Below are 25,090 nucleotides of genomic sequence, written 5' to 3'. Positions count from 1 at the left end.
TTCAATCCTTGTTTTGTACCGGAATGAAAAAAGATTAAATGTCAAAAAATACTTAATATTTGTTTCTTAACCTGATTAATAATGACGCGTTTTCTTTATAAAATTATTATTTTATTGCTGTTTAGTCTTTGGTTTTCAACTAAGGCAAGTGGACAGTGGAATCATTTTATCACTAATTTTAAGAAGGAACTGTATGGACGAGGGCAACAAACCTGGCAGATAAGTAGTTACGATGATGATTATTTTTATTTCGCCAATAAAAATGGTTTGCTGGAGTATAATGGAAGTGATTGGAAGCTTTTTCAGTTGAACAACCAAACGGATGTTCGTTCTGTTCATATCTCAAAAAAACAAAACCGAATCTATATTGGTGGTGAAAGTGAATTTGGTTATCTTGAACCGGATGCCAAGGGGCAACTGATTTATAAAGAACTTTCTGAAGCGTTTACACGTGAGCATGGTATATCCCGGGGATACTGGGGAATTTATGAGGTGGATAATATTATGTATTATGTTTCGGATCGTCATATCATTAAGCAAATTGAGGATGAATTTACACTTATTGAAACGGATTATAAAATTGATTGTTCCGCGTTGGTGAAGAATGTTCTTTTTTTAGGCACGTTTGATGGGATTAAAATACTTGTGGGCAATACGTTGTTGTCTCTTCCGGGTGGAGATATGCTGAAAGAAAAAACGATACGAAGTATTATTTCGTATGGGAAAGGAACTTTATTTGCAACGGCATTAGATGGTCTTTTTCTTTTTGAGGACAACGAAATCAAACCGTTAATAACCGGGCATGAAGCTTTTATCAGGGAGAATGAGCTTTTCTCGATGGATGTTTCAGCTGATTATCTGGGAATAGGTACCATTCATAAGGGGCTTTTATTGTTGGACAGGAAGGATTTTTCAGCGCAGTACTATAATGAAGATAATGGGCTGCAAAACAATACTGTTCTTTCTCTTTTCTTCGATAAACAGCAGAATATCTGGCTGGGACTTGATAATGGGATTGATTTTGTGTCGATTGATTCACCGCTGTCTAACCTTTATACTTATCCGAATTCAAAAGGGGCAGGATATGTTTCCTTGATTGAAGGCGGGAAAATATATCTGGGAACAAACAGGGGACTGTTTTCTGCTGAATGGCCTGTGCGTTTTACCGACAAAGGTGTTGATTTGAAGCTTATTTCCGATTTAACCGGGCAAGTTTGGAGCTTAGTTACCTATAATAATGAGATTTTTTGTATGCATGACAAAGGGTTGTTTATTATTACTGGAAATAAAGCGGACCAGATACCCGGATTAAGGGGAGCTATTCATTTTACTCCTCATGAAACAGATCCGGATAAATGCTGGATAAGTACTTATGATAGCTTTTATTTACTCCAAAAGAAGGATGGAAAATGGGGCGTGATGCAACAATTGCCGGAAATAAATATGTGGCCGAAAAATGTAGTCTTTGAATCTCCTGAAGTTTTATGGGTTAGGAAACTCAATGACGGGATGGAGCGAATTGTACTGGACACGCTGAAATATAAAATTAAGGAGTCTCGCACGTATATGAAAAAAGATGGTTTTGCTTCTGTAACCAACCTTTATGCTTACCGGATTAAAAACAATATTTATTTTACAACAGATTCCGGATTCTATTCTTATGATAGTAAAACAGACAAAATTGTTGAATCTAAAGAATTCAATGATGTGTTAATAGATGGAACAACCGTTTTATCAGAAAGGGGAGATAGGCTCTATTCTCTGTCTTTAAAGGGAATTCAAACATCGGCTTTAAATGCGTCGGGGGTTTTATCCAATCCTGCTACTTATTCTTTTTCTCGTTCCAAGGTGGACTTTATCCGCCATTATGAAACGATTGATGTGATAAGCGATTCGCTTATTATCATTCCCAATGAACATGGTTTCGCCTTGCTTAACACGGCCTATCCCTCACAAATAGAAAAAAATGACCTGTATATCAAGAATGTATTTGTTACTTATCCGAATGACTCGTTGATTTATGAAGACAGTTATTTGAACAAGAGTATTTTTCCTGAGATCAGTTATAAAAATAATGCGCTAAGAATTGCTTACGATATACGTTCATTTGGACAGGATAAACCGGTGAAGTTTCGATATAGATTAACACCGGATCCACTGTGGTCTGCTTATACCTCTTCAACGGTAAAAGAATATAATCATCTTCGCGAAGGAAACTACACGTTTGAGGTGGAGGCTTTTCATACAAACGGCAACGTAGCAACCACAAAATTCTCGTTTACAATTCTTCCTCCTTGGTATCGCTCCATTTATGCCTGGGTTGTGTATTGTTTGCTATTCCTCTTACTTGTTTGGTTGCTTTATCGGTTGGACGAGCAACGTATCATACGCCGGAAGAAAAAAGAATTAGCCGAAAAAGAGCATGAGATAATGCTTATGGAACAGCAGTTTATGAAAGAAGATCTGCGGAAAGAACAAGAAATTGTGGAATTGAAAAATGAAAATCTGGAGCAGGAACTGAAGCATAAAAGTCAGGAAATGGCCAATCTGATGATCAATCTTTCAAGAAAGAACGAGATTTTGATCGATATAAAAAATGAGCTTTATAAAGTTATGGGTGAGATGAAAGGAGACGCTTTTGTAAGGCCAAAACGTATGATTGTTTCACTGAATAATCAGATCGACTCAAATATACAGTCAGACGATATGTTGAAAAAGTTTGAAGAACAGTTCGACCTGGTTCATAATAAATTTATAAACAAACTACGGATAAAACACCCGGATCTGAGTGTGAGTGAACTTAAAATGTGTACTTACTTGAAAATGGATCTCTCGTCAAAAGAAATCGCCCCGTTATTAAACCTGTCTGTACGTGGCGTAGAAACTCTTCGTTATAGGTTACGAAAGAAACTGGATCTGAATCGTGAAGATAATCTTATCGACTATTTAAATAATATAAATCTTTAATAACTAACGCATTGAGTAATTGAAGACGTATGTTTGACGTATTAATATTTCTTAATTAGCGTATCCGAGAATAAGTAGATTTCTCCCATTTTGACATCAATGGGTCTATGTTTGCATGGTATCAAAATGTCAATACTTAAATTAATTATTTATGAGAAATCTCTTATTAGTGGCAATTACATTGCTTTGTACTGCTTTTACTGTGCAAGCGCAAAATGTACAGATTAAAGGTGAGATACTATCAGGGTCGGATAATTTTCCGTTACCTGGAGTAAACGTAGTGGTCAAAGGAACCACAAACGGAACGATGACCGATATAGATGGTCAGTTCTTCTTATCCGCTCCGGATAAAAGTGTCTTGGTAATTTCTTATATCGGCTTTAAACCGTTGGAAGTAGTGGCGGATGCTTCTAAGCCAATGGCGATTATTCTCCATGAAGATACGGAGTTACTTGATGAAGTTGTAGTGATTGGCTACGGTGTGCAGAAAAAGAGCGTAGTAACAGCTGCAATCAGTAAAGTTTCCGGTGATGATCTGGAAAAGGTTTCTCCTGTTCGTGTAGAAGATGCGCTTAAAGGACTTGCCGCAGGGGTACAAGTAACCACAACAAACGGACAACCGGGCGCAAGCTCGAAAGTGCGTATCCGCGGTACGGGAACTATTAACAATACAGATCCTCTTTACATCGTAGATGGTATGCCGGTTGATGGTGGAATCGACAACATCAATCCGAATGATATCGCGAGTATTGAAGTGCTGAAAGATGCTGCCTCGGGTGCTGTTTATGGTGCGCGTGCGGCTAATGGTGTAGTTATTGTTACAACAAAGCGAGGAACTCTTGGCAGAACAAAAGTAACGTACGACTTTTCTTATGGTATACAGAATCCATGGAAAAAGCGTGATATGCTGAATGCTACCCAGTACGGCACAATAATGAATGAGGCCGCCGCTTACGCGGGTGAAAATCCAATCTATTCAAATGTGAATTCTTTAGGGATCGGTACAAACTGGCAAGATGTTTTATTTAATGACAACGCTCCGGTACAGAATCATCAGTTAAGTATAAGTGGTGCTTCCGAAAAAATAAATTACTACCTATCTGCCGGCTACTATAGTCAGGATGGTATTATCGGGGGTAATTATGACAAATCAAACTATGAGCGATTTGCACTTCGAAGCAATACGATCTATACTTTGTTTGACGAGTCGGCACACCGTAATTGGTTAAAGGATATGAAGGTAACCATGAATGCTACCTATTCACGTATAAACAGCATTGGTGTTACGGCAGGTAGTTTAACCGGTTCTCCTCTGGGAAGTGCTGTTTTCATGGATCCGACAATGGCTGTCTATGCTGATGAGAATACGGATTATTCCGACCGTTATGATTACAGTAAATATGGCGAACCTATACGGGATAAAAGAACAGGTAAATTATTAACTATCCCAAGTGGTGATATGAATGAGCTTGCAAATCCGCTGGCTGATCTTTCTTTGCCCGGAAAAAAGAATAATTCCGATAAAATAATCGCTACATTATCTGCCGAGTTGGGTATTTGGGATAATCTGAGATATAAAATATCCTGGGGTTCCGATCTTGCTTTCTGGGGAGAAGACGAATGGAATCACCCTTACTATTTGAATAAAAACGCGAATAATGATAAGTCATCCGTTACTTCACGTATGAACCGTGGGTATACCTGGCAAATTGAAAATGTGTTGACGTATGACAAAAACATCGGAGCTCACTCTTTTGCAGTAGTGTTAGGACAGTCTGCTAAAGAATACACCGGACGTAGGCTGGGCGGTAACGCGCAAGATCTGGTTGCTTATGATCCTGATAAAGCAAATCTTGACTTTACAACCGGTCTGCAATCAGACGGTAAACGTAATGCTTGGGGAAGCGCGTTCGACCCATCCACACTGGCGTCTTACTTTGGTCGTATAAGCTATAACTACGACGAACGTTATATGTTGCAGGTTACTGTACGTAGAGATGGATCGTCAAATTTTGGTCCGAATAACAAATGGGCAACATTCCCCTCTGTTTCTTTAGGATGGAATCTTACGAATGAAAATTTTATGGAGAACAGACCGGATTGGTTGACGGCTACAAAAGTTCGTTTGTCGTGGGGTAAAAATGGGAATGAAAACATTGGTGTATTCCGTTATACAGCGAATGTAGCACTGAATAATAATTATGTGTTCGGTAATCCGGATCATCAATCTATTATCTTAGGTAGTAAACCGTCGGGCACACCTAACCCTGATTTAAAATGGGAAGAATCCGAACAATATAATGCAGGTCTTGATTTTGGATTCCTTAGCAATTCCTTGACTTTCTCTGTTGACTATTTCTATAAGAAAACAAACGGCATGTTGAAAGAAATGAGTATCCCTGCTTATTTAGGAGAAGCCAGACCATGGGGTAATGTGGGAACAATGAAAAACGAAGGAGTTGAATTCGAACTGGGTTACAAATTGAAAAGAAACGACTGGACTTTCGGCGTATCCGGCAATTTAAGTTACCTAAAGAACGAACTGATAAATCTTGGAAACTCTGATGGTTTTGAAATGAAGGACCACGTACACCAGATCGGTAATGTATCTCGTGCGGAAAACGGATTGCCATACCCTTACTTTTATGGGTATACAACAAACGGAGTATTCCAAAATAAAGCTCAGGTTGACGCTTACGTAAACGATAAAGGCGAAAAACTACAACCTAATGCTCAAGAAGGCGACGTTATTTTTGTAGATGCAAATAATGATGGCGTGATAAGTGATGATGATAAAGGTATGATTGGTAAAGGAACTCCTGACTGGACATTTGGTTTGAACCTGAATGCTTCCTATAAGAGTTTTGATTTCAGTATGTTGATCTCCGGTGCTTTAGGACAAGAAATATTAGATGTAACCCGTCGCCTCGACGTTCGTTATGTTAATCTTCCACAAGAATTTATGAATCGCTGGCATGGCGAAGGCACATCTAATTCATTGCCTCGTTTCTCATGGACAAACAATAACGATAACTGGCGTATTTCAGATTTATATGTACATAACGGATCGTATGCCCGTATCAAAAACATTCAGTTAGGGTATACATTACCGAATAATCTTACACAGAAATTCTTTGTAGAGCGACTTCGTTTCTATGTATCTGCAGAAAATCTGCTTACGCTGACGGGATACAAAGGTTTTGATCCTGAAATAAATGCTGATGCCTCCAATGGTATCGACCGTGGTTATTATCCGCAAGCTCGTACGTTTACTGTTGGTCTGAATCTTAATTTCTAAAAACTTAATTCTAATAGACGATGAAAAAGTTCAAAATATATAGTCTCGGCGCTCTTGCTTTAATTCTTGGCGCGACATCTTGTGGTGACGATTTCCTGTCCGTTGAGCCCTCAAGCAGTTTGGGTATTGATGGATATTATACCACTAAAGCCCGTATAATGGAATCTGCCGTAGCTGCTTACGACCCTATGAAATGGTATGATTACTATAGTGGCTGGGCTCCTCTGAGTTTGGTTTGCGACGTAATGGGTGATGACTTATATGTAGGCGGTGGTAGTACTACAGACCAGTCACAGATTCACCTGATTTCTCAATACAAAGCCGATCCTCGTAATAATATTGACGGTGCATGGTCGGCAAGTTATTCGGGTATTAACCGGTCTATACGTTTAATCGATAATGCGAAAGCATCAGATCTTTCAGAAGCGGATAAAAACCTTTTTATCGCTGAAGGTCGCGCTTTGCGTTCATGGTATTATCTTACTTTGTGGAAATTTTGGGGCAACATTCCATTCTACGAAGAAAACCTGACATTCCCTTATATCGCCGAACAATTGAAGGCCGACGATCTATATGCCAAAATGGTTGTAGAGTTGGAAGAAGTGCTTGACAGCAAAATCTTCCTGATGAAACAACCGGATGAATGGGCCGGTCGTATGACGCAAGCTGCCGTTGCTATGATCTATGCCGATTATGTAATGTATCAGAAAGATCAGAGCCGTTATCCGAAAGCATTAGCCTACATGAAAGAGATCATAGATTCGAATAAATATAATCTTGTAACTAACTACGATGATCTTTATTCGACAGACAAAGAATGGAACGAAGAGATCATTTTAGATGTTAATTACACATCAAAAGGTGGTAAGCGTGACTGGGGAAGTGCTGAATCAATCCTTACTGGAGGTACAGTATTTCCTGAGATGATTGGAGTGGATGGTTTATCCGGAAGTCCGGACTTTGTAGGAGGCTGGGGCTTTGGTGCTGTTTCGAAAGAAGGATATGATGCTTTTGAAGCTGGAGACCTGCGTCGTGATGTAGCTATTCTTAACATGGATAAGTACATCAAAGAAAAGGCTGCTGAAGGAATTACGGTATCTTATGGAGGTCGTTATCAGAATACAGGTTTCTTTTTACGTAAATACCTTCCTCGTCCGGGAGGAACAGACGGAAGTGTTGCCGCTTCTGCTTTGAACTGGGAAAATAATCTTCACCTGTATCGTTTCGCGGAAACGTTACTTAATGCTGCTGAACTGGCATTAGAAACCGGTGACGCAGGTTATGCAAAAACTTGTTTTGATCGCGTGCGTGAACGTGCAGGACTGCCTTCTGTTGCTGTAACAAAGGATAATCTTATTAAAGAACGCCGTGTGGAGTTTGTAGGTGAAGGAAAACGTTACTTTGACCTTGTTCGTTCCGGACAAGCACCATCTGTTCTTAAACCGGGAGCCGGTGTGGTTCTTCAAAAGAAAGAAACACTGACTTATGGTGGACAAGCTATTCCCGAACGTATTCAATGGACAGAAAGTAAGAAATACCTACCGATTCCTCAAGGTGAAATTGAGGCAGCAAATGGTACGTTAGTTCAGAACTCGTATTAATCTCTATATATAAAGGATATTTCACAAGCTGAATACACTTGTTATTTGAGCAGTGAAATATCCGTCTTTTTCTCTAAAGAAAGTTCTTAATACAATATATAATATGAAGTTTATAAAGATAATTTCTGCGTATTTGATTATGCTTCCTCTGGTATCTTGCCAATCTACACCGGGAGACGCATCATCGAATGTAGATCGCAACATAGAGACTCTATTGAAAGAAATGACTTTAGAGGAGAAAATCGGTCAGATGAACCAGATCAGTCCTCCTGAAGATTTGTCTCAAATTGTTGACTTAGTGAAGAAGGGCGAAATAGGCTCGGTTTTGAATCTGGTAGATCCTGAGGCGATCAACGCGCTTCAACAAATCGCTATGGAAGAAACAAGGATGAAGATTCCTTTGATTGTAGGGCGTGATGTGATTCATGGGTTTAAAACCATATTTCCTATCCCGCTTGGTCAAGCCGCCTCTTTTAATCCTGAATTAGTAAAAGAAGGAGCCCGTGTAGCTGCTGTTGAGGCTGCTTCGCAAGGCGTACGTTGGACTTTTGCTCCGATGATTGATATTGCCCGTGATCCGCGTTGGGGACGTATTGCCGAGAGTCTGGGAGAAGATACTTATCTGACTTCTGTTTTGGGAGTTGCCATGATCGACGGCTTTCAGGGGGATAATTTGAATGACCCGACTTCGATTGCGGCTTGTCCGAAACATTTTGTGGGTTATGGAGCTGCCGAAAGCGGAAAAGACTATAACTCTACCTTTATTCCCGAGCGAACACTGCGCAATGTATATCTTCCTCCATTCAAAGCGGCGGTGGATGCCGGTGCTGCTACATTTATGACTTCGTTCAATGATAATGATGGTGTTCCTTCAACCGGCAACCGGTTTATCCTGGATCAGGTGCTCCGTAAAGAATGGGGCTTTACTGGTTTTGTTGTTTCGGATTGGGCGTCGGTTAGTGAAATGATAAATCACGGTTTTGCTAAGGACGGAAAAGAAGCAGCCATGAAAGCGATCAATGCCGGAGTAGATATGGATATGGTTAGCGGTACGTATGTTGCTTACGTAAAAGAACTTTTAAATGAGAAAAAGATCACGATGCAGACTATCGACGATGCTGTTCGTAATATTCTGCGTATCAAGATAAAATTGGGTTTATTCGAAAATCCTTATGTCGATATTTCAGCCTCTTCGGTATTGTATGCCGAAGAGCATTTGCTGAAGGCAAAAGAAGCGGCTGTTCAATCAGCAATATTGCTTAAAAACGACAACGAAATTTTACCACTTAATGAATCAATTAAAACAATCGCGGTAGTCGGTCCTATGGCCGATGCGCCACACGACCAGTTAGGTACCTGGATATTTGATGGCGATAAGAATTATACCCAAACACCATTGAAAGCTTTGCAAGCGGAATATGGCGACAAAGTGCGCATACTTTATGCTCCCGGAACAGCATACAGCCGCGATATGCGTACGGAAGGTATAGCTGCCGCGGTTAATGCAGCCCGCAATGCGGATGTTGTTCTGGCTTTTGTCGGTGAAGAGTCTATCCTCTCCGGAGAAGCTCATTCACTGACAAACCTGGATCTTCAGGGAGCTCAGAATGAGTTGATCGCTGCTGTAGCTAAAACAGGCAAGCCGGTAGTGACAGTTGTTATGGCGGGTCGCCCGTTAACTATCGGACGTGATGCTGAGGTGTCTGAAGCCGTTTTGTATAACTTTCATCCCGGAACAATGGGTGGACCGGCTATTGCCGATCTGTTGTTTGGAAAAGCAGTTCCAAGCGGAAAACTTCCGGTAACATTCCCTAAAGTAGTAGGGCAGATACCGATGTATCATAGCCACAATAACACAGGAAGACCTTACCAAGGCAACGAAACCATGTTGCAAGATATTCCTTTAGAAGCAGGACAAACATCGCTGGGTAATACCTCTTTCCACTTAGATGCAGGTTTTGATCCGCTTTATCCTTTTGGATACGGACTATCTTACAGTACGTTCAGCTATACGAACCTTCGTATTTCGGCAGATAAATTAAAAACTACGGAATCGTTAACTGTAATGACCGATATTACGAATACAGGAAAGTATGACGCCACTGAAATTGCACAACTCTATGTACAGGATTGCTTCGGATCGGTTACTCGTCCAGTGAAAGAGTTAAAAGATTTTACTCGCGTTCCTCTAAAGGCAGGAGAAACAAAAACCGTGACCTTCACATTACCTATGGAAAAACTCGCTTATTATAATTTAGATATGAATTATGTAGTGGAGGCCGGTGAATTTAAGTTGTGGGTAGGTCCAAATAGTCAGGAAGGCTTGAAGACAGCTTTCGTTGTAGAATAATCTTATTCTATTGTTTGGGTTATAAAGCCGCCTTGATGAATAAACTTCATCGAGGCGGCTTTTTAAAATTATCTTCCTTTTATTCTAAGCAATCAAGTTGCTTATTAAAATGTATATCCAGGATTTTGGGTCATCTCAGGGTTAAGATTTAGTTCTCTCCCCGGAATTGGAAGCAGTTGCATATGTGAAGAGATTCCCAATTCCTTTATGGCCAAATTCAGGCGTTTCAGTAGTACAAAATAGCCGTAATCCTGGCCGTAAATATCTTTCCATGTATTTGCAATACTTTTAGCGACATCACTCCCTGAAGAAATAACTGTTAATCCTTTCGCGGAGCGAACTGTATTAATAAATCCAATAGCGTTCGATGTATCTCCTTTTTTTAATGCTGTTTCTGCATATTTCAAAAAAACACCGGAATACCGAATAATAGGGTGGTATATGCCTTTCTTAAAATCTGTAGAGAAAGGAACTTCGCTTTGTTCGGTTCTTAATCCAAAGATTGTTTCTGCGTTTAGTGTGTTATAGATATCGACGGATTTACTTTCTAATTTATAAATACCACAGTTAATGATGTTATCTAAATAGACAGAAGCATCTTTACCTCTTTCCAAAGCAATTGTTGCTAAAATAGCATCAATCAAAGAGGCCGGGAGAAATGGATTGGCATAGTTATAAACTTCATTCGGAAGGTGATCTTTTACCCCTTTAAGGTCTTTTTCTAAGAAAGTATATATCGTTTCTTTATCTATACGAGGTATATACAAGTTGTCCATTGTTGGTCTTTGTGTAATAAAAGGCATATCTCCCCAATGTTGAACTAAATCTACATACAGTAGTGCTCTAAATCCCTTTGCTGTTGCCAGATATGGATTTATATCGTAATCAGGAGGATAATTACTTGATAAACTCTCCAATCCTTCTATTATATTATTACATCCTGAAATTGTTCGGTAGCCGTTTACGTATGCTTTAGAAATATTATCGTTGTATGGATTTATCAGGTTCTTAATATCACTATCTTTATTGTTAGACCGAACAGCATCTAAAAATATAATTGATTGATAGTAAGCGAATGCGTTGCTATATAAACTTGTAATTATAGCGTTGGTATTTTCCTCTTTATCGAAGAATGATTCAGGTGTAAGTGAACCATTTGGACTTATATTTAAGTCATCTTCATCCAAAATGCCATCTCCGTTATAATCTATGTATTTCCATAATTCGCCAATATTTAGGGTGTGTCCCTTTTCCTTGTAATACTTTACGAGGTTGTTTTTGACATCAGTTTGATTCACATTATTGCTACTATACTTTATCTCATCAATTAGCTCTTTATTATCTATAGTTCCATTTTCTGAGAAATTATTACTGATCATGGATATGAACTGCGAAAATTCACTCTCTTTCTTTCCTTCCAAAAGTATTGCGGAAATTGCTAAAAGAGCCGTTGAGGCATTTGTCCCATCAAAGAAGCTGATATCTTCTGGATTTTGAAATTCTTCATTGATGCGAAAGCTTTTAAGAAGCTCGGTCTTAGCCTGTTTTTTTGCATTTGAAAAATTAACACCACCTGCAACAAGTTTTTTAATTCGCTTATATTCCAGATGAGTTAGGATGTTGACGTTTATCTTGTTTCTTCCCGAAACATCTGTAATAGCATTCAGTTTTATCTGCGAATCAGATAAACTATTCTTGTATTCATTAAAGAAATAACCATTTATCTCAACTTCGACAAACTGACTTGATAACTCCATTTTACTATCAAAAGTGAAACTTCCGATATCATCAGTCGTTTCGGTCGTGAAAATGTTTTTTCCTGTCTGTCTTAACTGAGCATCAAGTTCGTAGAGAGTTACTTTTGAGCCCGTTACAAATGGTCCCTTTTCAGTTTTTCCCTGAATATTTTCCTTTGACACCGGTCTGACTATATCCTTTGATTCATCTTTGTCACAAGACATGAAGAAAATAAATAAAATAATAGTAAAAATTGCACCTTTCATACATAATTATTTTGAAGATTTTGATATTTATAACAAATATAAGATTGTTTTTCGAATAAGGAAAATAGGATCGAATAATAGTAAGTATCTTACTACTTCGTGATTTTTCGCTAAGTTTGTATTACTAAATACTAAAAGAAAAAGAACGTGGGAAAGATCGTTGAGACTCCTTTGATGAAGCAGTTTTTTGAGATTAAGGCAAAGCATCCGGATGCGTTATTGCTGTTTCGGGTAGGAGATTTCTATGAATTGTATGGGGATGATGCTGTTATCGGATCTGAGATTTTAGGCATTACGCAAACTAAACGAGCCAACGGTGCTGCTCAATACGTGGAGATGGCCGGTTTTCCGCATCATGCTTTGGATACTTATCTGCCGAAGTTGGTTCGCGCCGGTAAGCGTGTGGCCATCTGCGATCAGCTGGAAGATCCTAAGATGACTAAGAAATTGGTTAAACGCGGTGTAACCGAATTGGTAACGCCGGGTGTTTCCATCAACGATAATGTGCTGAACCACAAAGAAAATAATTTCCTTGCTTCTGTTCATTTTGGTAAAAATACTTGCGGAATCGCTTTTCTGGATATCTCGACGGGCGAATTTTTAACGGCAGAGGGAACAACCGACTATGTTGATAAGCTGTTAAATAATTTCTCTCCTAAAGAAGTATTGGTGGAACGGAAAAACCGGAAACATTTTGAGGAGTGTTTTGGCTCTCGCTTTTTTACATTCGAGTTGGAGGATTGGGTTTTTACTTCCGAAACAGCCGAAGAGCGTTTATTAAAGCATTTTGAAACAAAGAATCTGAAAGGCTTCGGTGTGCAGCACCTCAAACTGGGTGTTGTCGCTTCCGGAGCAATCCTTCATTATCTGGATTTAACACAACACAATCATATATCACATATTACGGCTCTTTCGCGTATTGAGGAAGATCGTTATGTGAGGTTGGATAAGTTTACGGTTCGTAGTCTTGAGATTGTGGATACGATGAACGAAGATGGCAAGAGTTTACTGAATATAATTGACCGTACGGTTTCGCCCATGGGATCGCGTATGTTGAGGCGTTGGATGCTCTTTCCGCTGAAAGATGTAAAACCGATCCATGACCGGCAGGATGTGGTGGAGTATTTCTTTCGCCATCCTGAAATGAAAGAACTGCTGGATACGCAATTAGGACAGATCGGGGATTTGGAACGCATTATTTCTAAGGTAGCTGTAGGAAGGGTTTCGCCGCGTGAAGTGGTGCAACTCAAAGTGGCCTTAAGAGCGATAGAACCGATCAAAGCGGCTTGCGAGGCAAGTAGCGAACCAAGTTTGGAACGCATTGGCGAGCAACTGAATATTTGTGCCTCAATACGCGATCGGATAGAAAGAGAGCTTAAACCCGATCCGCCTACCTTGTTGAATAAAGGTAGTGTGATTGCCAAGGGGGTTAATGAGGAATTAGACCAACTTCGCGCAATTGCCTATTCAGGGAAAGACTACCTGCTTAAAATACAACAACGGGAGTGCGAACGTACGGGAATTACCAGTTTGAAAATCGCGTTTAACAATGTGTTTGGCTACTATATTGAAGTGCGCAACACACATAAAGATAAAGTTCCGGCAGAATGGATACGCAAGCAAACCTTGGTGAACGCTGAGCGCTACATTACGGAAGAACTAAAAGAATACGAAGAAAAGATTCTTGGCGCGGAAGAGAAAATACTGGCATTGGAAGCGCGGATATTTAACGAACTGGTGCTTTGTTTAATGGAATATATTTCTCCGATTCAGATGAACGCGAACCTGATTGCCCGGTTAGACTGTCTGCTTTCATTTGCCAAGGTAGCACAGTCTAACAAATACATACGACCCATAGTAGATGAATCCGATATAATCGATATCAAGGCCGGAAGGCATCCGGTGATAGAAAAACAATTACCACTCGACGAACCCTATATTGATAACGATGTTTATTTAGATTCCGAAAAGCAACAGATCATTATTATTACAGGTCCTAATATGGCCGGTAAATCAGCCTTGCTCCGTCAAACCGCACTGATCACCTTGTTGGCACAGATCGGTAGCTTTGTTCCGGCGGAGAGTTGTCGAATCGGGTTGGTTGATAAGATATTCACCCGTGTAGGTGCATCGGATAATATTTCCGTGGGCGAATCTACATTTATGGTTGAAATGAGCGAAGCCTCCGACATTATTAATAACCTTTCGGCGCGTAGTTTGGTGCTGTTTGACGAATTAGGACGTGGAACAAGTACTTATGATGGTATTTCAATTGCCTGGGCGATTGTTGAATACATCCACGAACATCCGGGATTACATGCGAAAACGCTTTTCGCGACACACTATCATGAGTTGAACGAGATGGAACGATCCTTCAAACGGATAAAGAATTTTAATGTTTCTGTAAAAGAGATCAGTAATAAAGTAATTTTCCTTCGTAAGTTGGTTCCCGGCGGCAGCGAACATAGCTTTGGTATCCATGTGGCTAAAATGGCCGGAATGCCGAAGAGTATCGTGAAACGCTCTAATGAAATACTCAAGCAATTGGAAACGGATAACCGCCAGGAAGGGGTGAAAAGTAAAGAGGGTATAAAAAGCAAATCTGTAAAAAATATTGCTTCGGGAGCAGAAGGCTATCAACTAAATTTCTTCCAGTTAGACGACCCCGTTCTGAGTGCTGTACGCGATGAGATAAAGAACATAGATGTGAATAATCTTACGCCATTGGAAGCACTGAATAAACTGAACGAAATACGAAAAATCATCACAGGAAAATAACATTACTATATAAAAAAAAACATAACCTTTATTTTTGAAAAAATATCCTTTATTTTTCGAAAAATAACCTTTATGTTTTTAGGCATGTATATACTGCTGAATATCAGTGCAGTGGGTTACTTGCCCACTGCCGAGGTAATATCCTGAATATCCTTCAGGGTAAAGTTGCCCAATAACTGTATAACGCTGAAGCCCCGTTCGGTGTTGGCAAGCATAATTAATTCACTGATCAGGTCTCCTTTTTGCTTCGCATAAAACGTAGCGTTTGTTTTTCCGTCTTTCACACGCATCAACTCCTCGTGTTGTTTGTTTATCAGACTGGAAAATTCTTTGCGCATCATATCTGCTTTTTCTTTGTTTTCCGTGTTGAGTATCTGAAGACATTCTACCTTGCCCTTCATGTTCATTAGGTTAAGCCCGTTTGTTTCTATATTGGGCATCATCTGAAACATGGCTTTTGAGATATAAACGGATTGAACGTTGTCCATATCCGCAAACTTGTCGAATAATGCTTTTTGTGCGAAAGCAAAGCTCGTATAGAGCAGTGCGATGAGTATAAAAATATATCTTGATTTCATCTTTATTTTAATTGATTGTTTAGTATTTCATTTACCTCCTGAATATCTTTTTGGGCGTCCGAAACCTGTTCCATTCCTATATTCAGGTTAGAGGAAAGGAAGGCAAGTGCCTCACTTGCAACAAGGGCCGCTTCCTGAGGATCTTTATAAGTGTCGGTGGTGGTTCCCGATGGGTTCTGATAGAATGTGATTCCGATGCATAGCAATATCGCAGCAGCTATACCGGATACCTTATAGAGCGTCCGCCTGAGGCTGATCTTTCTGCTTTTGGCAATGTGTATATCTAAAGATTTTTCCAGTCGAGCCTCAAGACCATCCGGTAGTGGAATCTCTCCCCAATATTTATCTTTTTTCTTATTGTTCATAGCTCATTACTTTTTCAAATTGTTCACGAATCGTTTTCCTTGCTCGGGAAAGCAATACTCTTACGTTTATGGCGCTTAGACCGGTAATTTGTTCTACTTCCTCAGACGAGCAGTTATCAATGCTACGTAATCTGACGATTTGTCGTTGGTTCTCCGGAAGCTTATTTATAATCTTGTTTATAATCTCTATGCTATTTTGTTCGATTAATTCTGTTTCCGGAGAAGTACAATTAATACTTGTTGTTTCATTTATATCCTCTCCCTTATTCTTATAAGCGGCAGACCGAAGAAGATCAAGACACATATTCCGTACTAAGGTAACACAAAAGGCTTCGTGATTTTCTATGCTCATTAACTCTTTTCGTTTATCCCAGAGTTTGCAATACGCTTCCTGTAGAATATCTTCCGCATCTTGCGTATTACTCGTCAGGGCGAATGCGATCCGGTATAGTTTCGGATGCAGAGGTAAGAACTTCTGTTTGAAGCTTTCGTCATCCATTCTTGTGTTTTTTTACCAATGCGTCAATGTCGGATGCTTTTATCTTTCCTTTAATTCGAATCAAGGCATTACTCTCTCCAGAGGTGAAAACAACAAGTTCCTGAATGATGTCTTCTTTCATCTTTACCAGAACACGTGTCCGGCTATTGTTTTCATTTGACGTAACCATTGTTTCATATCCTGAATCTTTGAATTTCTTCAACGCTGAGTGGAAGTTCTCTTTGACTGAATTACTACATTCATTTAACGACAAAACCTCAATTCCTTCAACGCCCATTACATCTGTAACCAGGCTGGCCAGTTTCATACTTATGCTCCCTAATGATACGCGGCTAACATTCTTTTCTTTTGAAAAATCATTGAATAATTGATCGATCCGATCTTGTGCAAGCCCTGTTTGTGTAAACAAAGCAATTAATATGATTACTACATATTTAGTTTTCATTCCTGTACATTTTTTTATTAATAATCCGTCTGTTAATCGCGCTATTAACTGTGTTCTATTTACAAGACGGAACAGGATATTTGTTTGTTACAAAAGTAGAGCAATAATTTTTAGAAAAAATATAACAACGGTTACTTAACAAGCTTATAACTAACAAAAGCAATCCGTTTACTATCCGGTGCCCAGGAATTTACGTTGATAGTTCCTTGTCCGCCGAAGAGGGTCGCTATTGTCTGAGGTTCGCCTCCAGTTGCGGGCATGACGCGAAGTTCTACGTTCTTATTAGCGAGGTGTTGATGAGGCTCAAGATCACCTTTGTTATAGGTAAGAAAGATGACTGTTCGTCCATCAGGGGAGATGTGTGGAAACCAGGCATTACGGTTTTCGTCAAAAGTCATTTGAGTTTGGTTTGTTCCCTCCGCGTTCATTCGCCAGATTTGCATGAGCCCGCTTCTTACGGAGTTAAACCAGATATACTTGCCGCAGGGAGAGTATTCCGGACCATCGTCCAGACCTTCGGCTGCGGTAAGACGTATTTCTTCACCTCCTGTAGCAGGGATGATATAAATATCGTAGTTTCCGTTTCTTTCGGCACAATAGGTGAGGTATTTACCATCCGGACTCCATCCATGTAGATAGCTTGGCCCCATAGGCGTTATCAACTGAGGAATTCCTCCATTAATCGGTAGGGTGTAAATCCGAGATCTGCCATCTTCTTTTGTTCCATGACTGATCGCTATTTGTTTTCCATCAAACGACAGTACATGGTCGTTGTTACACCGTGTCGCAAAATCAGTATTGATTACTTCCTGTTCAGAAGGTCCTTCCGGAGATACCCGGTATAATTTCCCGTTACTGTTATAAATTAACCATTTGCCATCCTGTGTCCAATTAGGTGCTTCTATCAGGAACGGAAATTCTTTGATGATTTTACGTTCACCATTTGTAATGTCCAGTACTTCAAGTACGCTTATAACTTGTTCATTTTGTGCATAAACAGGTACTTGTCCTATAAGAATAATGATCAAAAATAAATAAGTTCTCATTACCGGATCATTACAAATGGTGATTACTATAATTACTTATCTCAACTCGTCAATTTTGAAGAAGTCCTGATCGCCGTAATCCAGATTTTCTCCGGCCATACCCCAGATAAAGGTATAGTTTGAGGTTGCGGCAGCTGAGTGTATAGACCATTCGGGTGAAAGAACAGCCTGATTGCCTTTCATCCAGATATGGCGTGTTTCAGTTGGTTCGCCCATAAAGTGACACACGGCCTGACCTTCGGGAACTTCAAAATAGAAGTAAGCCTCCATTCGGCGTGAGTGGATATGTGCAGGCATTGTGTTCCATACGCTTCCCGGGGCAAGCTCCGTCATACCCATTTGCAATTGGCAAGTTGGTAGCACTTGGTTCACGATCATCTTATTGATGTTTCGGTGATTGGATGTTTCTAAAGTACCCAATTCCATTACTTCGGCGTCTGCCTTTGTCACTTTTTTATCCGGATAATTGCGGTGCGCACAAGCCGAATTAAAGTAGAATAACGCTGGTTTTTGAGCATCTTTACTCTCAAAATAGACTTCACGTTCGCCGGAACCTAAATATAAGGCTTCCTTATAGTTTAATTCAAATTTCTCATCACCGATATATACAGTTCCTGCTCCACCTACATTGAAAATACCTAACTCGCGACGGCACAGGAAAACGGGTTGTTTCAGCGGGTCGATTGCTTCTAAATGCAGCTTTTCTTTTACAGGCATAGCACCACCTACAACCAATCGGTCGTACATGGAATAAACCATATTCACTTCGTCTGTACTAAATAATTTTTCCACTAAAAAATCTTTACGCAGACGTTGTGTGTCGTATGATTTAGCGTCTTCAGGATGAGCCGCATAACGTAATTCATAATTTGTTTTCATCTTAATACCTTTCTTTTATTTATTTACCTCCAATTACTTTTTTCATGCGAAGCAAAGCTTCTACATAATAATAATCCGCATAACTCAACGGCACATCCACTTCAGAATTACCCGGCAAATGTCCGGTAGAATGCATCAAAACAAAGAATCGATTGGTACCCTTTTCGGCAAGATAATCCGGAGAAGTTAATGATCGTAGCTGTTGTTCAGCCAGCGTAAGACAATCTTTCCCGAATTGTCCGTTATCCATTTGACTTAACTCAATAAGTGCGGAAGCTATGATCGCGGCAGCAGAAGCATCGCGGGGAACATCCGGAATCTTAGGGTCGTCAAAATCCCAATAAGGAATTTTGTCTTCCGGCAAATTCGGATGGTTCATTATAAACTGAGCAATGCAACGAGCCTGTTCCAGATAGATCGGTTCAGCTGTTTCACGATACATCATGGTGTAGCCATATAAGGCCCATGCCTGACCTCTTGCCCATGCCGATTCATCGGCTAATCCCTGATGTGTTTGTTTTTTGTGCGGAACACCGGTTATGGTGTCGTAAGAAACCACATGATAAGAGCTATTATCTTTGCGGAAATGATGCTGGATGGTCTTGTCCGCGTGTGATAACGCCATTTCTTTAAATCTGGAATCTCCGGTGGCGCGTGATGCCCAGGTGAAGAATTCCAGATTCATCATATTGTCAATAATAACAGGAAATTGCCAAACGTCTTTATTGAAATCCCAGGAACGGATAACTCCGATTGTCGGATTATAGCGTGTAGCTAATGAATTAGCTCCCGTTATCATGATGTCTTTATAAGCCGGGTTTTTAGTGATACGATAGCCATTGCCAAAACTACAGTTGATCATGAATCCCAAGTCATGTGTATTGGTCAGATTCTTAGCCGGCTCTACGCGATCGGTAAATAGCTCTGCATATTTCTTCAATTCTTCGGTCGGATTATTTTCGTATAAGTACCAAAGTTCTCCGGGGAAAAAACCGCTGCACCACCAACTATAGGTACTGGTTTCCAGATTCCCCTCCTTATTAATGGTCTTAGGGAGTTTTCCCTCCTGTCCTTCCAATTCTTTGGCCATCAACAAAGCTTGCTCGGTAGAACGAGTTAACCCTCGTTCTAAAACCGCTGAGATGGATTCCTGCTGATCTGCATTACAGGAAGACAAAAGTAAAGCGGGAATGAATAATCCTAAAATGAACTGTTTTCTCATTTTCTGTACTTTAAAGGTGTTCTCGCAAACATACTTAATTTCTGCGATACTGAAAAGCGTATCTGCTTACTTTTTAATAAGTTTGTCTATCCATAACCAAGCTTTTTCCCATTGTTCCGGGTAAGTATAATGACCGATTTCCTCAACGATAAGATACTCCTTCGGTGCTGAAATCATGTTTAACGCGGAATACATGGAAGTAGGAGGGCATACCATATCATTATATCCTAAAGAATAGAATCCAGGAACCTTAATCTGCCGGGCAAAGTTCACCACATCATAATAATAAGATGTCTCTATCTTTGCCGGTATGTTATTCGACTTATCCTTGAACATGTGAGGCCATCCGCCGGCACGACCATGCAGATAACCCGTCAGGTCGCAAAGTGCCGGATAAAATGCCGCTAACCCTTTAATACGATTATCCAACCCTGCAGCAACGATAGAAAGTGCTCCCCCTTGACTTCCGCCTTGTACAACCAGATTATTGCCGTCGAACTGAGGTAGTGAATAGATATAATCTACCGCTCTAACACATCCCAGATAAACCCGTTTGTAATAATACTTATCTTTATCTTCCAGATTGAAGTTATTGTAGTTTCTAAGTGCTCCGGCTCTCAAATCATCGTAGATACCGGCTGGTAAATTAACCGGAATACCGTGTATTCCAATTTCGAAAGTAATATAACCACGCTCTGCATTAGTGATATCGCCTGAATAAGGACGAATGCCTGCTCCGGGAACTTTCAATACAGCTGGATACTTCCCTTCTCCTTTAGGGATACAAACAATACCATAAAGACGTGCTCCCGGTTCATAATTTTGTACGCTTACCTGATAAACATCCACTTTCTCAGTACACCTTTCCGGCATTAAAGTCATGCGCGTATCCATTGGAATCTTAGCCGCTTCTTTTTTCGCGTTATCCCAGAACTGGACAAAGTCCGAAGGAAGCTTCGCCGTTGGTTGAATCAACTCCGGATTAATTGCAGCCGTAGCCAATCCCGGATATTCTTTGCCGTCATACTTGGCCCATACACGGCAGCGAAGGAATCCCGGCTTATTCATACTACCGGCATTAACCGTAAGCGTCCCTTTGTCTAACGTCTTTGTTTCACTTTTCAGAGGATCCATCATATCTTCAGATATCTCATAGCGAATTTCCACCCCTTTCAGAGGAATACTATTCTTTGTCACAGAGACGTCAAAAGAAACCTTTTCGCCGGTCTTATATACCCAATCAGTATGATTAGGAGCAACAACTACCTTAATAAGCTGAGCAAAAGCCCCATTGCAGATAAATGCCATCGCAAGCAACAGCACAAGTTTTAGAGTTTGTTTTTTCATTGTGTATTAAGTATTTAAAACTGGGAGATAAAGATACTTAATTTTTGAAAACTCAGCTTATTAATACTCTTTACTTCCGCCTCATTTCTTAGTTATGTCTGACTTTGGATAGTTTGGACTATAAATTAGCGTTGTTTCTCGAGTTACGAGTTGTCCATTTTTAACGAACTCTTCTCCTCTTATAGATAGATGCTCAATCATAGCTAATCGTAACTTGAGGTTTCCTGAAAAATATTTCCTCCAGTATTGTCCCTATTGTTGGGAAATGTTTCTGTACCGCACTTAGAAAAGCATCTTTAAAACTTTTCCCTGTTTGGACAACATCCACTTTGTCATAATTTAAGAGAATAAAAAGTGTGTCGTTTTTCATCTGAAAAGAAAATGGTTCTTCACTCCTGATATAACGTCTTTCGGAAGGGAGGAGTAAAGGCACATTTTGGTTATTGAAATTCTCTGTTGCCAGGTTATACATTTTTGTATTTGATGTGAATGGCTTTTTTTCTGAAAGTCCGACAAATCCACCCAACCATTTTTCTTTTTGGAATGATTCTATCATGTTCTCATATTTCCTGACTTCGTCAATGAGCCACCCCAATTACTTCACTTCATCTGTGATGTCAAATAGTTGCTGTATTGCCCGATGTTTGTCAGTAAGGAATAATGTCTTTGTATAGAACTTCCCATTCTCAGGCATCTTGACTCTGATAGTAGTGATGATTTTTGCGGTCTCAAGCGTTTTGGTTACGCTCATTCCAATATTCTTTTCTTTGATAATTCGTTCCAATTCCTTATATACTTTATAGGCGACAAAGCATATACAAACATGTGCCTCTATTCTATGTTCTGTAAAGTGAAACATAGGTCGCATCTCGAGTGAACCTTTTGATACACGGAAGGCTCTTTCGACGACCCATAATCCGTTATACTCAGCAATGACTTTCTCAGCATTCAGGTTGGTGTTTGTAATATATCCTTTCAGGCCATCCCACTTGCTGTCCTCTGCAATCTTCTGCTGACTGATAGCAACTTCAACATCCTTGCTGATTTCAAGGAATTTATTGTAGCCACGTCTATTTACCTGTTGCTTGGTTAGCTTGCCGCTTTTATATGCCTTGCGTAGACGGACAATGCCTCGTTCTCTATTGTAAGCATCTTTCTTTGCTCTTGCCTGTGAGTAACTAAGGATAAGACGTTCTGAGTTGCTACGTTTGTATTCGGGATAATGGTTGTCTTCCTTGTTCTGTCCTAGTATCCACTTCTTTACGTCTGAACCCTCGCTCTTAATACGTGCTCCGATGACATATTTGTAGCCTGCCTTGCGCAGCAGATCTACATTTGTTCTGTTCATCAGTCCTGAGTCTGCAACTACAATAAAGTCTTTTCCAAGTGAGAAACGCTCTTTGAAGTCGTCTATCATTGGAATCATAGTGTAGTCTTCATATTGGCTTCCGTTGAACAGTGAATAGGATAGTGGGTAGCCACCTTCGCTAACCAGCAATCCCAGTACGACTTGTGACTCTGCTGTTTTACCGTCTTTTGAGAAGCCCGGTTCTCGTAGATCATCTGTTTTAGCAGTCTCAAAGTACAAAGTAGTGACATCGTAGAACATCAATCCAATCTTGCCGCCCCAAATTTTACAGGTATGCTCTACGCTAATCTGCTGCACCAACTCTTGCTGGGTATTGTACAGTTTGTCCATGTAGCGATAGATGTTATTCAGGTCAATATCTTCGTCATAGTACGATTTAAGATACTCTGTAGTAGCAAGTTTACTCGCAGGATATGATACTCTGGCAATTACCAGATGGCGTAGTATCTTATCGGGTATTCGGTTAAACCCGACATCGTCATAGATGCGATCAAGCAGCAGTTGGGTTCCGTTAATTAGTACCGCATCCATGTTGTTGATTACACGTTCGGTTTCTTCCAATTCTCGTCCCTTGTTGTCATCAAAATCAAGCTCTTGTTGACCGGCATAGGTTTTAATCCATTTCTGAGCGGTATCGCACAAAAGTTCTACGCCTTCTCTTGAGTCTGCAACCCCAAAACGTTTTACCTCCTTGTATTTTCCGGAGGATTTGCTTACCACAACAACACTGATACTACCCGAATGATTCTTTTTCGTTCGCACATACATACTGCAAAATTACTCATTTTTTAGCTTGAGCCACCCTGAGCCACCATATTTCTAATGATAACTTACTGATAATCAAAAGGCGCTATATGGTGGCGCAAAAAAGTGATGAAGTCAGGAAATGAAGTAAGTATTCGTAAAAGAGGGGGTCCTGCAAGTATAACATGTTTGCGGGATACCCTCTTTTAACTAGCCCTATTTAATAGAAGTTTTTATTAGGAATAATTGCTCCATGTTTATTTAGGGTTGACTTGATTTGTTCAAGAGGAACCTTGTGAGGAGTTGTATTCTGTTTGCATGCTAATGCGGCAGTAGCGCCAGCAACTTGCCCCATTCCCATACAAGACGCTTGTACGCGCAGTGCTGAATTTGCTAATCGATCACTGCAGACACATCTACCGGCTACAATAAGATTATTGCTTTCTTTGGGAATTAAAGAACGTAATGGAATAGTTGCAACTACACCTTCTTGTAGATGTTTAGGCTTAACTCCTTCTTCTACATGTAGATCTATCGGGTAATAAGAATATGAAAGTGAATCGTACCAGATTTTTCCACTGATGTAATCTTCGTGTGTTATTTTATACAATCCATCTATTCTATATGTCTCACGTATTGCCGTTTCTGGTTGCATTTTTTTAATGTACGCGTTTTCACATCCGGGTAAAGTTCTTATGAATCGAAGAATGCGTAGCATAGAAGCTCTGCCTTCAATGTTGGCTTTAGTATGCAGGACTGATGTTGTAGAATCAGCCCCCATCACGTGTTGAGTTGCTAATCCATTTTTTATTGTTAGAAGCCCCATTACTCCTCCATAAGCGTCTTTCGATAGTAGAGTTCCATCATTTATTGCACTCTGGAAGAGATTCGTTATTAATGTTCTATCCAGAGAGGATATATCAAATCCATCTAATTCAAAAATTAGAGAACCTGGCTGTGTTTCATCTTCTCTTAATAGTTTATGTCCGATCATTGAAGTAATAAGTGCATTACCTGTACAATCAATAATTTGTTTAGCAGATATTATATGATGTGTACCCTTCCCTGCGATTTCAACTTGCCATGTATTGGCTTTTCGTGAAATACTTAGAGGAGTCTCATAATATCTTATTTCAACACCGGCCTTAATACATTTTTCTTCAGTTAGCAGAGAATATAATGCCGGATTTATAAGTATCTGATGCTGGGGATGTCTTTTTCCAAAAGGGATACTGAAATTGGGTAATGTACTACTATTTAATTCAACAGTTTCAGAGATAAGTTCCCAACCTATACCGTTAATAACCTGTTTTCCCCAGGCATGGAATAACCCAGGAAAACAAACTCCACCTGTAGTAGTTGTGCCGCCCAATTGACTCCCATTTTCAATAAGAACGGTTTTACTTCCAAGTCTGGCAGCCTGTAATGCTGCAATGGCTCCCGCAGTTCCTCCACCAACAACAAGAATATCTGTTTTAATTGAACTTAATTTATTGTTAGAATGACTTGTACTGTTTGCGTGTAAAGCGACAGGGATTGTACCCAACAAAGAGAGAGCCCCTAGTGTTTTAATTGCTGAACGTCTTTTCATCTTGTTTT

At 40.0% G+C, this 25,090-nt stretch carries 17 protein-coding genes; 5 read left to right on the top strand and 12 right to left on the bottom strand.

Translation table 11 applies throughout. From position 1 onward, the window contains the following. Positions 1 to 81 precede the first annotated feature (81 nt). The 4 genes from B9Y81_RS12940 to B9Y81_RS12925 all read left to right on the top strand — a co-directional run bounded on the left by B9Y81_RS12940 (position 82) and on the right by B9Y81_RS12925 (position 10,216). The gene (locus B9Y81_RS12940) at positions 82 to 2,967 is read left to right on the top strand and encodes a ligand-binding sensor domain-containing protein (protein WP_085537325.1); all 2,886 of its coding nucleotides are present in this window, start codon (positions 82 to 84) and stop codon (positions 2,965 to 2,967) included. Between the two features lie 151 nt (positions 2,968 to 3,118). After that, entirely contained in the window at positions 3,119 to 6,265 is a 3,147-nt protein-coding gene (locus B9Y81_RS12935) for a SusC/RagA family TonB-linked outer membrane protein (RefSeq protein WP_085537324.1), read from the top strand. Between the two features lie 20 nt (positions 6,266 to 6,285). Beyond that, positions 6,286 to 7,866, top strand: a complete 1,581-nt coding sequence (locus B9Y81_RS12930; RefSeq protein ID WP_085537323.1) for a RagB/SusD family nutrient uptake outer membrane protein — start codon at positions 6,286 to 6,288, stop codon at positions 7,864 to 7,866. A 103-nt stretch (positions 7,867 to 7,969) separates the two neighbouring features. Next, on the top strand, positions 7,970 to 10,216 hold the full coding sequence (locus B9Y81_RS12925; protein ID WP_085537322.1) for a glycoside hydrolase family 3 N-terminal domain-containing protein: 2,247 nt from the start codon (positions 7,970 to 7,972) through the stop codon (positions 10,214 to 10,216). Positions 10,217 to 10,320: 104 nt separating this feature from the next. Here the strand turns inward: B9Y81_RS12925 and B9Y81_RS12920 are convergent, their stop codons facing one another. After that, positions 10,321 to 12,219, bottom strand: a complete 1,899-nt coding sequence (locus B9Y81_RS12920; protein WP_085537321.1) for a RagB/SusD family nutrient uptake outer membrane protein — start codon at positions 12,217 to 12,219, stop codon at positions 10,321 to 10,323. Positions 12,220 to 12,393: 174 nt separating this feature from the next. On the opposite strand from B9Y81_RS12920, the gene mutS reads away from it, so the two are divergent. Then, positions 12,394 to 14,997, top strand: a complete 2,604-nt coding sequence (mutS, locus tag B9Y81_RS12915; protein WP_394335451.1) for a DNA mismatch repair protein MutS — start codon at positions 12,394 to 12,396, stop codon at positions 14,995 to 14,997. 116 nt (positions 14,998 to 15,113) lie between these two features. Here the strand turns inward: mutS and B9Y81_RS12910 are convergent, their stop codons facing one another. The 11 genes from B9Y81_RS12910 to B9Y81_RS12860 all read right to left on the bottom strand — a co-directional run bounded on the left by B9Y81_RS12910 (position 15,114) and on the right by B9Y81_RS12860 (position 25,082). Beyond that, positions 15,114 to 15,575 carry a DUF4252 domain-containing protein gene (locus B9Y81_RS12910; RefSeq protein ID WP_085537319.1) on the bottom strand — a complete coding sequence of 154 codons (462 nt, stop codon included), beginning with the start codon at positions 15,573 to 15,575 and terminating at the stop codon, positions 15,114 to 15,116. Positions 15,576 to 15,577: 2 nt separating this feature from the next. Then, complete coding sequence (locus B9Y81_RS12905; RefSeq protein WP_085537318.1) at positions 15,578 to 15,940, bottom strand: hypothetical protein; 363 nt, start codon at positions 15,938 to 15,940, stop codon at positions 15,578 to 15,580. Next, positions 15,930 to 16,439 (bottom strand): RNA polymerase sigma factor, encoded by a 510-nt coding sequence (locus B9Y81_RS12900; RefSeq protein WP_085537317.1) that lies wholly within the window; start codon positions 16,437 to 16,439, stop codon positions 15,930 to 15,932. The genes B9Y81_RS12905 and B9Y81_RS12900 overlap by 11 nt, the downstream gene beginning before the upstream one ends. After that, positions 16,432 to 16,884, bottom strand: a complete 453-nt coding sequence (locus B9Y81_RS12895; RefSeq protein ID WP_085537316.1) for a DUF4252 domain-containing protein — start codon at positions 16,882 to 16,884, stop codon at positions 16,432 to 16,434. Before B9Y81_RS12895 ends, B9Y81_RS12900 begins: the two co-directional genes overlap by 8 nt. A gap of 131 nt (positions 16,885 to 17,015) precedes the next feature. Further along, positions 17,016 to 17,930 carry a TolB family protein gene (locus B9Y81_RS12890; protein WP_085537315.1) on the bottom strand — a complete coding sequence of 305 codons (915 nt, stop codon included), beginning with the start codon at positions 17,928 to 17,930 and terminating at the stop codon, positions 17,016 to 17,018. A gap of 36 nt (positions 17,931 to 17,966) precedes the next feature. After that, positions 17,967 to 18,809: a 5-dehydro-4-deoxy-D-glucuronate isomerase gene (gene kduI / locus B9Y81_RS12885; RefSeq protein ID WP_085537314.1), complete on the bottom strand. Its 843-nt coding sequence runs from the start codon at positions 18,807 to 18,809 to the stop codon at positions 17,967 to 17,969. A gap of 19 nt (positions 18,810 to 18,828) precedes the next feature. Next, positions 18,829 to 20,031, bottom strand: coding sequence for a glycoside hydrolase family 88 protein (locus tag B9Y81_RS12880; RefSeq protein ID WP_085537313.1), 1,203 nt, complete (start codon positions 20,029 to 20,031; stop codon positions 18,829 to 18,831). Positions 20,032 to 20,097: 66 nt separating this feature from the next. Then, entirely contained in the window at positions 20,098 to 21,378 is a 1,281-nt protein-coding gene (locus tag B9Y81_RS12875; protein WP_085537312.1) for an acetylxylan esterase, read from the bottom strand. A 193-nt stretch (positions 21,379 to 21,571) separates the two neighbouring features. Then, complete coding sequence (locus B9Y81_RS12870; protein WP_139822925.1) at positions 21,572 to 21,934, bottom strand: hypothetical protein; 363 nt, start codon at positions 21,932 to 21,934, stop codon at positions 21,572 to 21,574. 39 nt (positions 21,935 to 21,973) lie between these two features. Further along, positions 21,974 to 23,515, bottom strand: a complete 1,542-nt coding sequence (locus B9Y81_RS12865; protein ID WP_085537310.1) for an IS1634 family transposase — start codon at positions 23,513 to 23,515, stop codon at positions 21,974 to 21,976. 196 nt (positions 23,516 to 23,711) lie between these two features. Further along, entirely contained in the window at positions 23,712 to 25,082 is a 1,371-nt protein-coding gene (locus B9Y81_RS12860) for an FAD-dependent oxidoreductase (RefSeq protein WP_085537309.1), read from the bottom strand. Positions 25,083 to 25,090: the final 8 nt, after the last annotated feature.

It is taken from the genome of Massilibacteroides vaginae (assembly GCF_900178525.1).
Classification (GTDB): Bacteria; Bacteroidota; Bacteroidia; order Bacteroidales; family Tannerellaceae; genus Massilibacteroides; species Massilibacteroides vaginae.
Note: the sequence above shows the minus strand (reverse complement) of the source record. Positions and strands in the feature narration are given on the sequence as shown.

Bases quoted from the DNA above. Each gene is read 5' to 3' on its own strand.
- B9Y81_RS12900 (WP_085537317.1), bottom strand. From the start codon at position 16,439: ATGGATGACGAAAGCTTCAAACAGAAGTTCTTACCTCTGCATCCGAAA.
- B9Y81_RS12925 (WP_085537322.1), top strand. From the start codon at position 7,970: ATGAAGTTTATAAAGATAATTTCTGCGTATTTGATTATGCTTCCTCTG.
- B9Y81_RS12865 (WP_085537310.1), bottom strand. From the start codon at position 23,515: ATGTATGTGCGAACGAAAAAGAATCATTCGGGTAGTATCAGTGTTGTT.
- kduI (WP_085537314.1), bottom strand. From the start codon at position 18,809: ATGAAAACAAATTATGAATTACGTTATGCGGCTCATCCTGAAGACGCT.
- B9Y81_RS12935 (WP_085537324.1), top strand. From the start codon at position 3,119: ATGAGAAATCTCTTATTAGTGGCAATTACATTGCTTTGTACTGCTTTT.
- B9Y81_RS12910 (WP_085537319.1), bottom strand. From the start codon at position 15,575: ATGAAATCAAGATATATTTTTATACTCATCGCACTGCTCTATACGAGC.
- B9Y81_RS12870 (WP_139822925.1), bottom strand. From the start codon at position 21,934: ATGATAGAATCATTCCAAAAAGAAAAATGGTTGGGTGGATTTGTCGGA.
- mutS (WP_394335451.1), top strand. From the start codon at position 12,394: ATGAAGCAGTTTTTTGAGATTAAGGCAAAGCATCCGGATGCGTTATTG.
- B9Y81_RS12895 (WP_085537316.1), bottom strand. From the start codon at position 16,884: ATGAAAACTAAATATGTAGTAATCATATTAATTGCTTTGTTTACACAA.
- B9Y81_RS12880 (WP_085537313.1), bottom strand. From the start codon at position 20,031: ATGAGAAAACAGTTCATTTTAGGATTATTCATTCCCGCTTTACTTTTG.
- B9Y81_RS12930 (WP_085537323.1), top strand. From the start codon at position 6,286: ATGAAAAAGTTCAAAATATATAGTCTCGGCGCTCTTGCTTTAATTCTT.
- B9Y81_RS12940 (WP_085537325.1), top strand. From the start codon at position 82: ATGACGCGTTTTCTTTATAAAATTATTATTTTATTGCTGTTTAGTCTT.
- B9Y81_RS12890 (WP_085537315.1), bottom strand. From the start codon at position 17,930: ATGAGAACTTATTTATTTTTGATCATTATTCTTATAGGACAAGTACCT.
- B9Y81_RS12860 (WP_085537309.1), bottom strand. From the start codon at position 25,082: ATGAAAAGACGTTCAGCAATTAAAACACTAGGGGCTCTCTCTTTGTTG.
- B9Y81_RS12875 (WP_085537312.1), bottom strand. From the start codon at position 21,378: ATGAAAAAACAAACTCTAAAACTTGTGCTGTTGCTTGCGATGGCATTT.
- B9Y81_RS12920 (WP_085537321.1), bottom strand. From the start codon at position 12,219: ATGAAAGGTGCAATTTTTACTATTATTTTATTTATTTTCTTCATGTCT.
- B9Y81_RS12905 (WP_085537318.1), bottom strand. From the start codon at position 15,940: ATGAACAATAAGAAAAAAGATAAATATTGGGGAGAGATTCCACTACCG.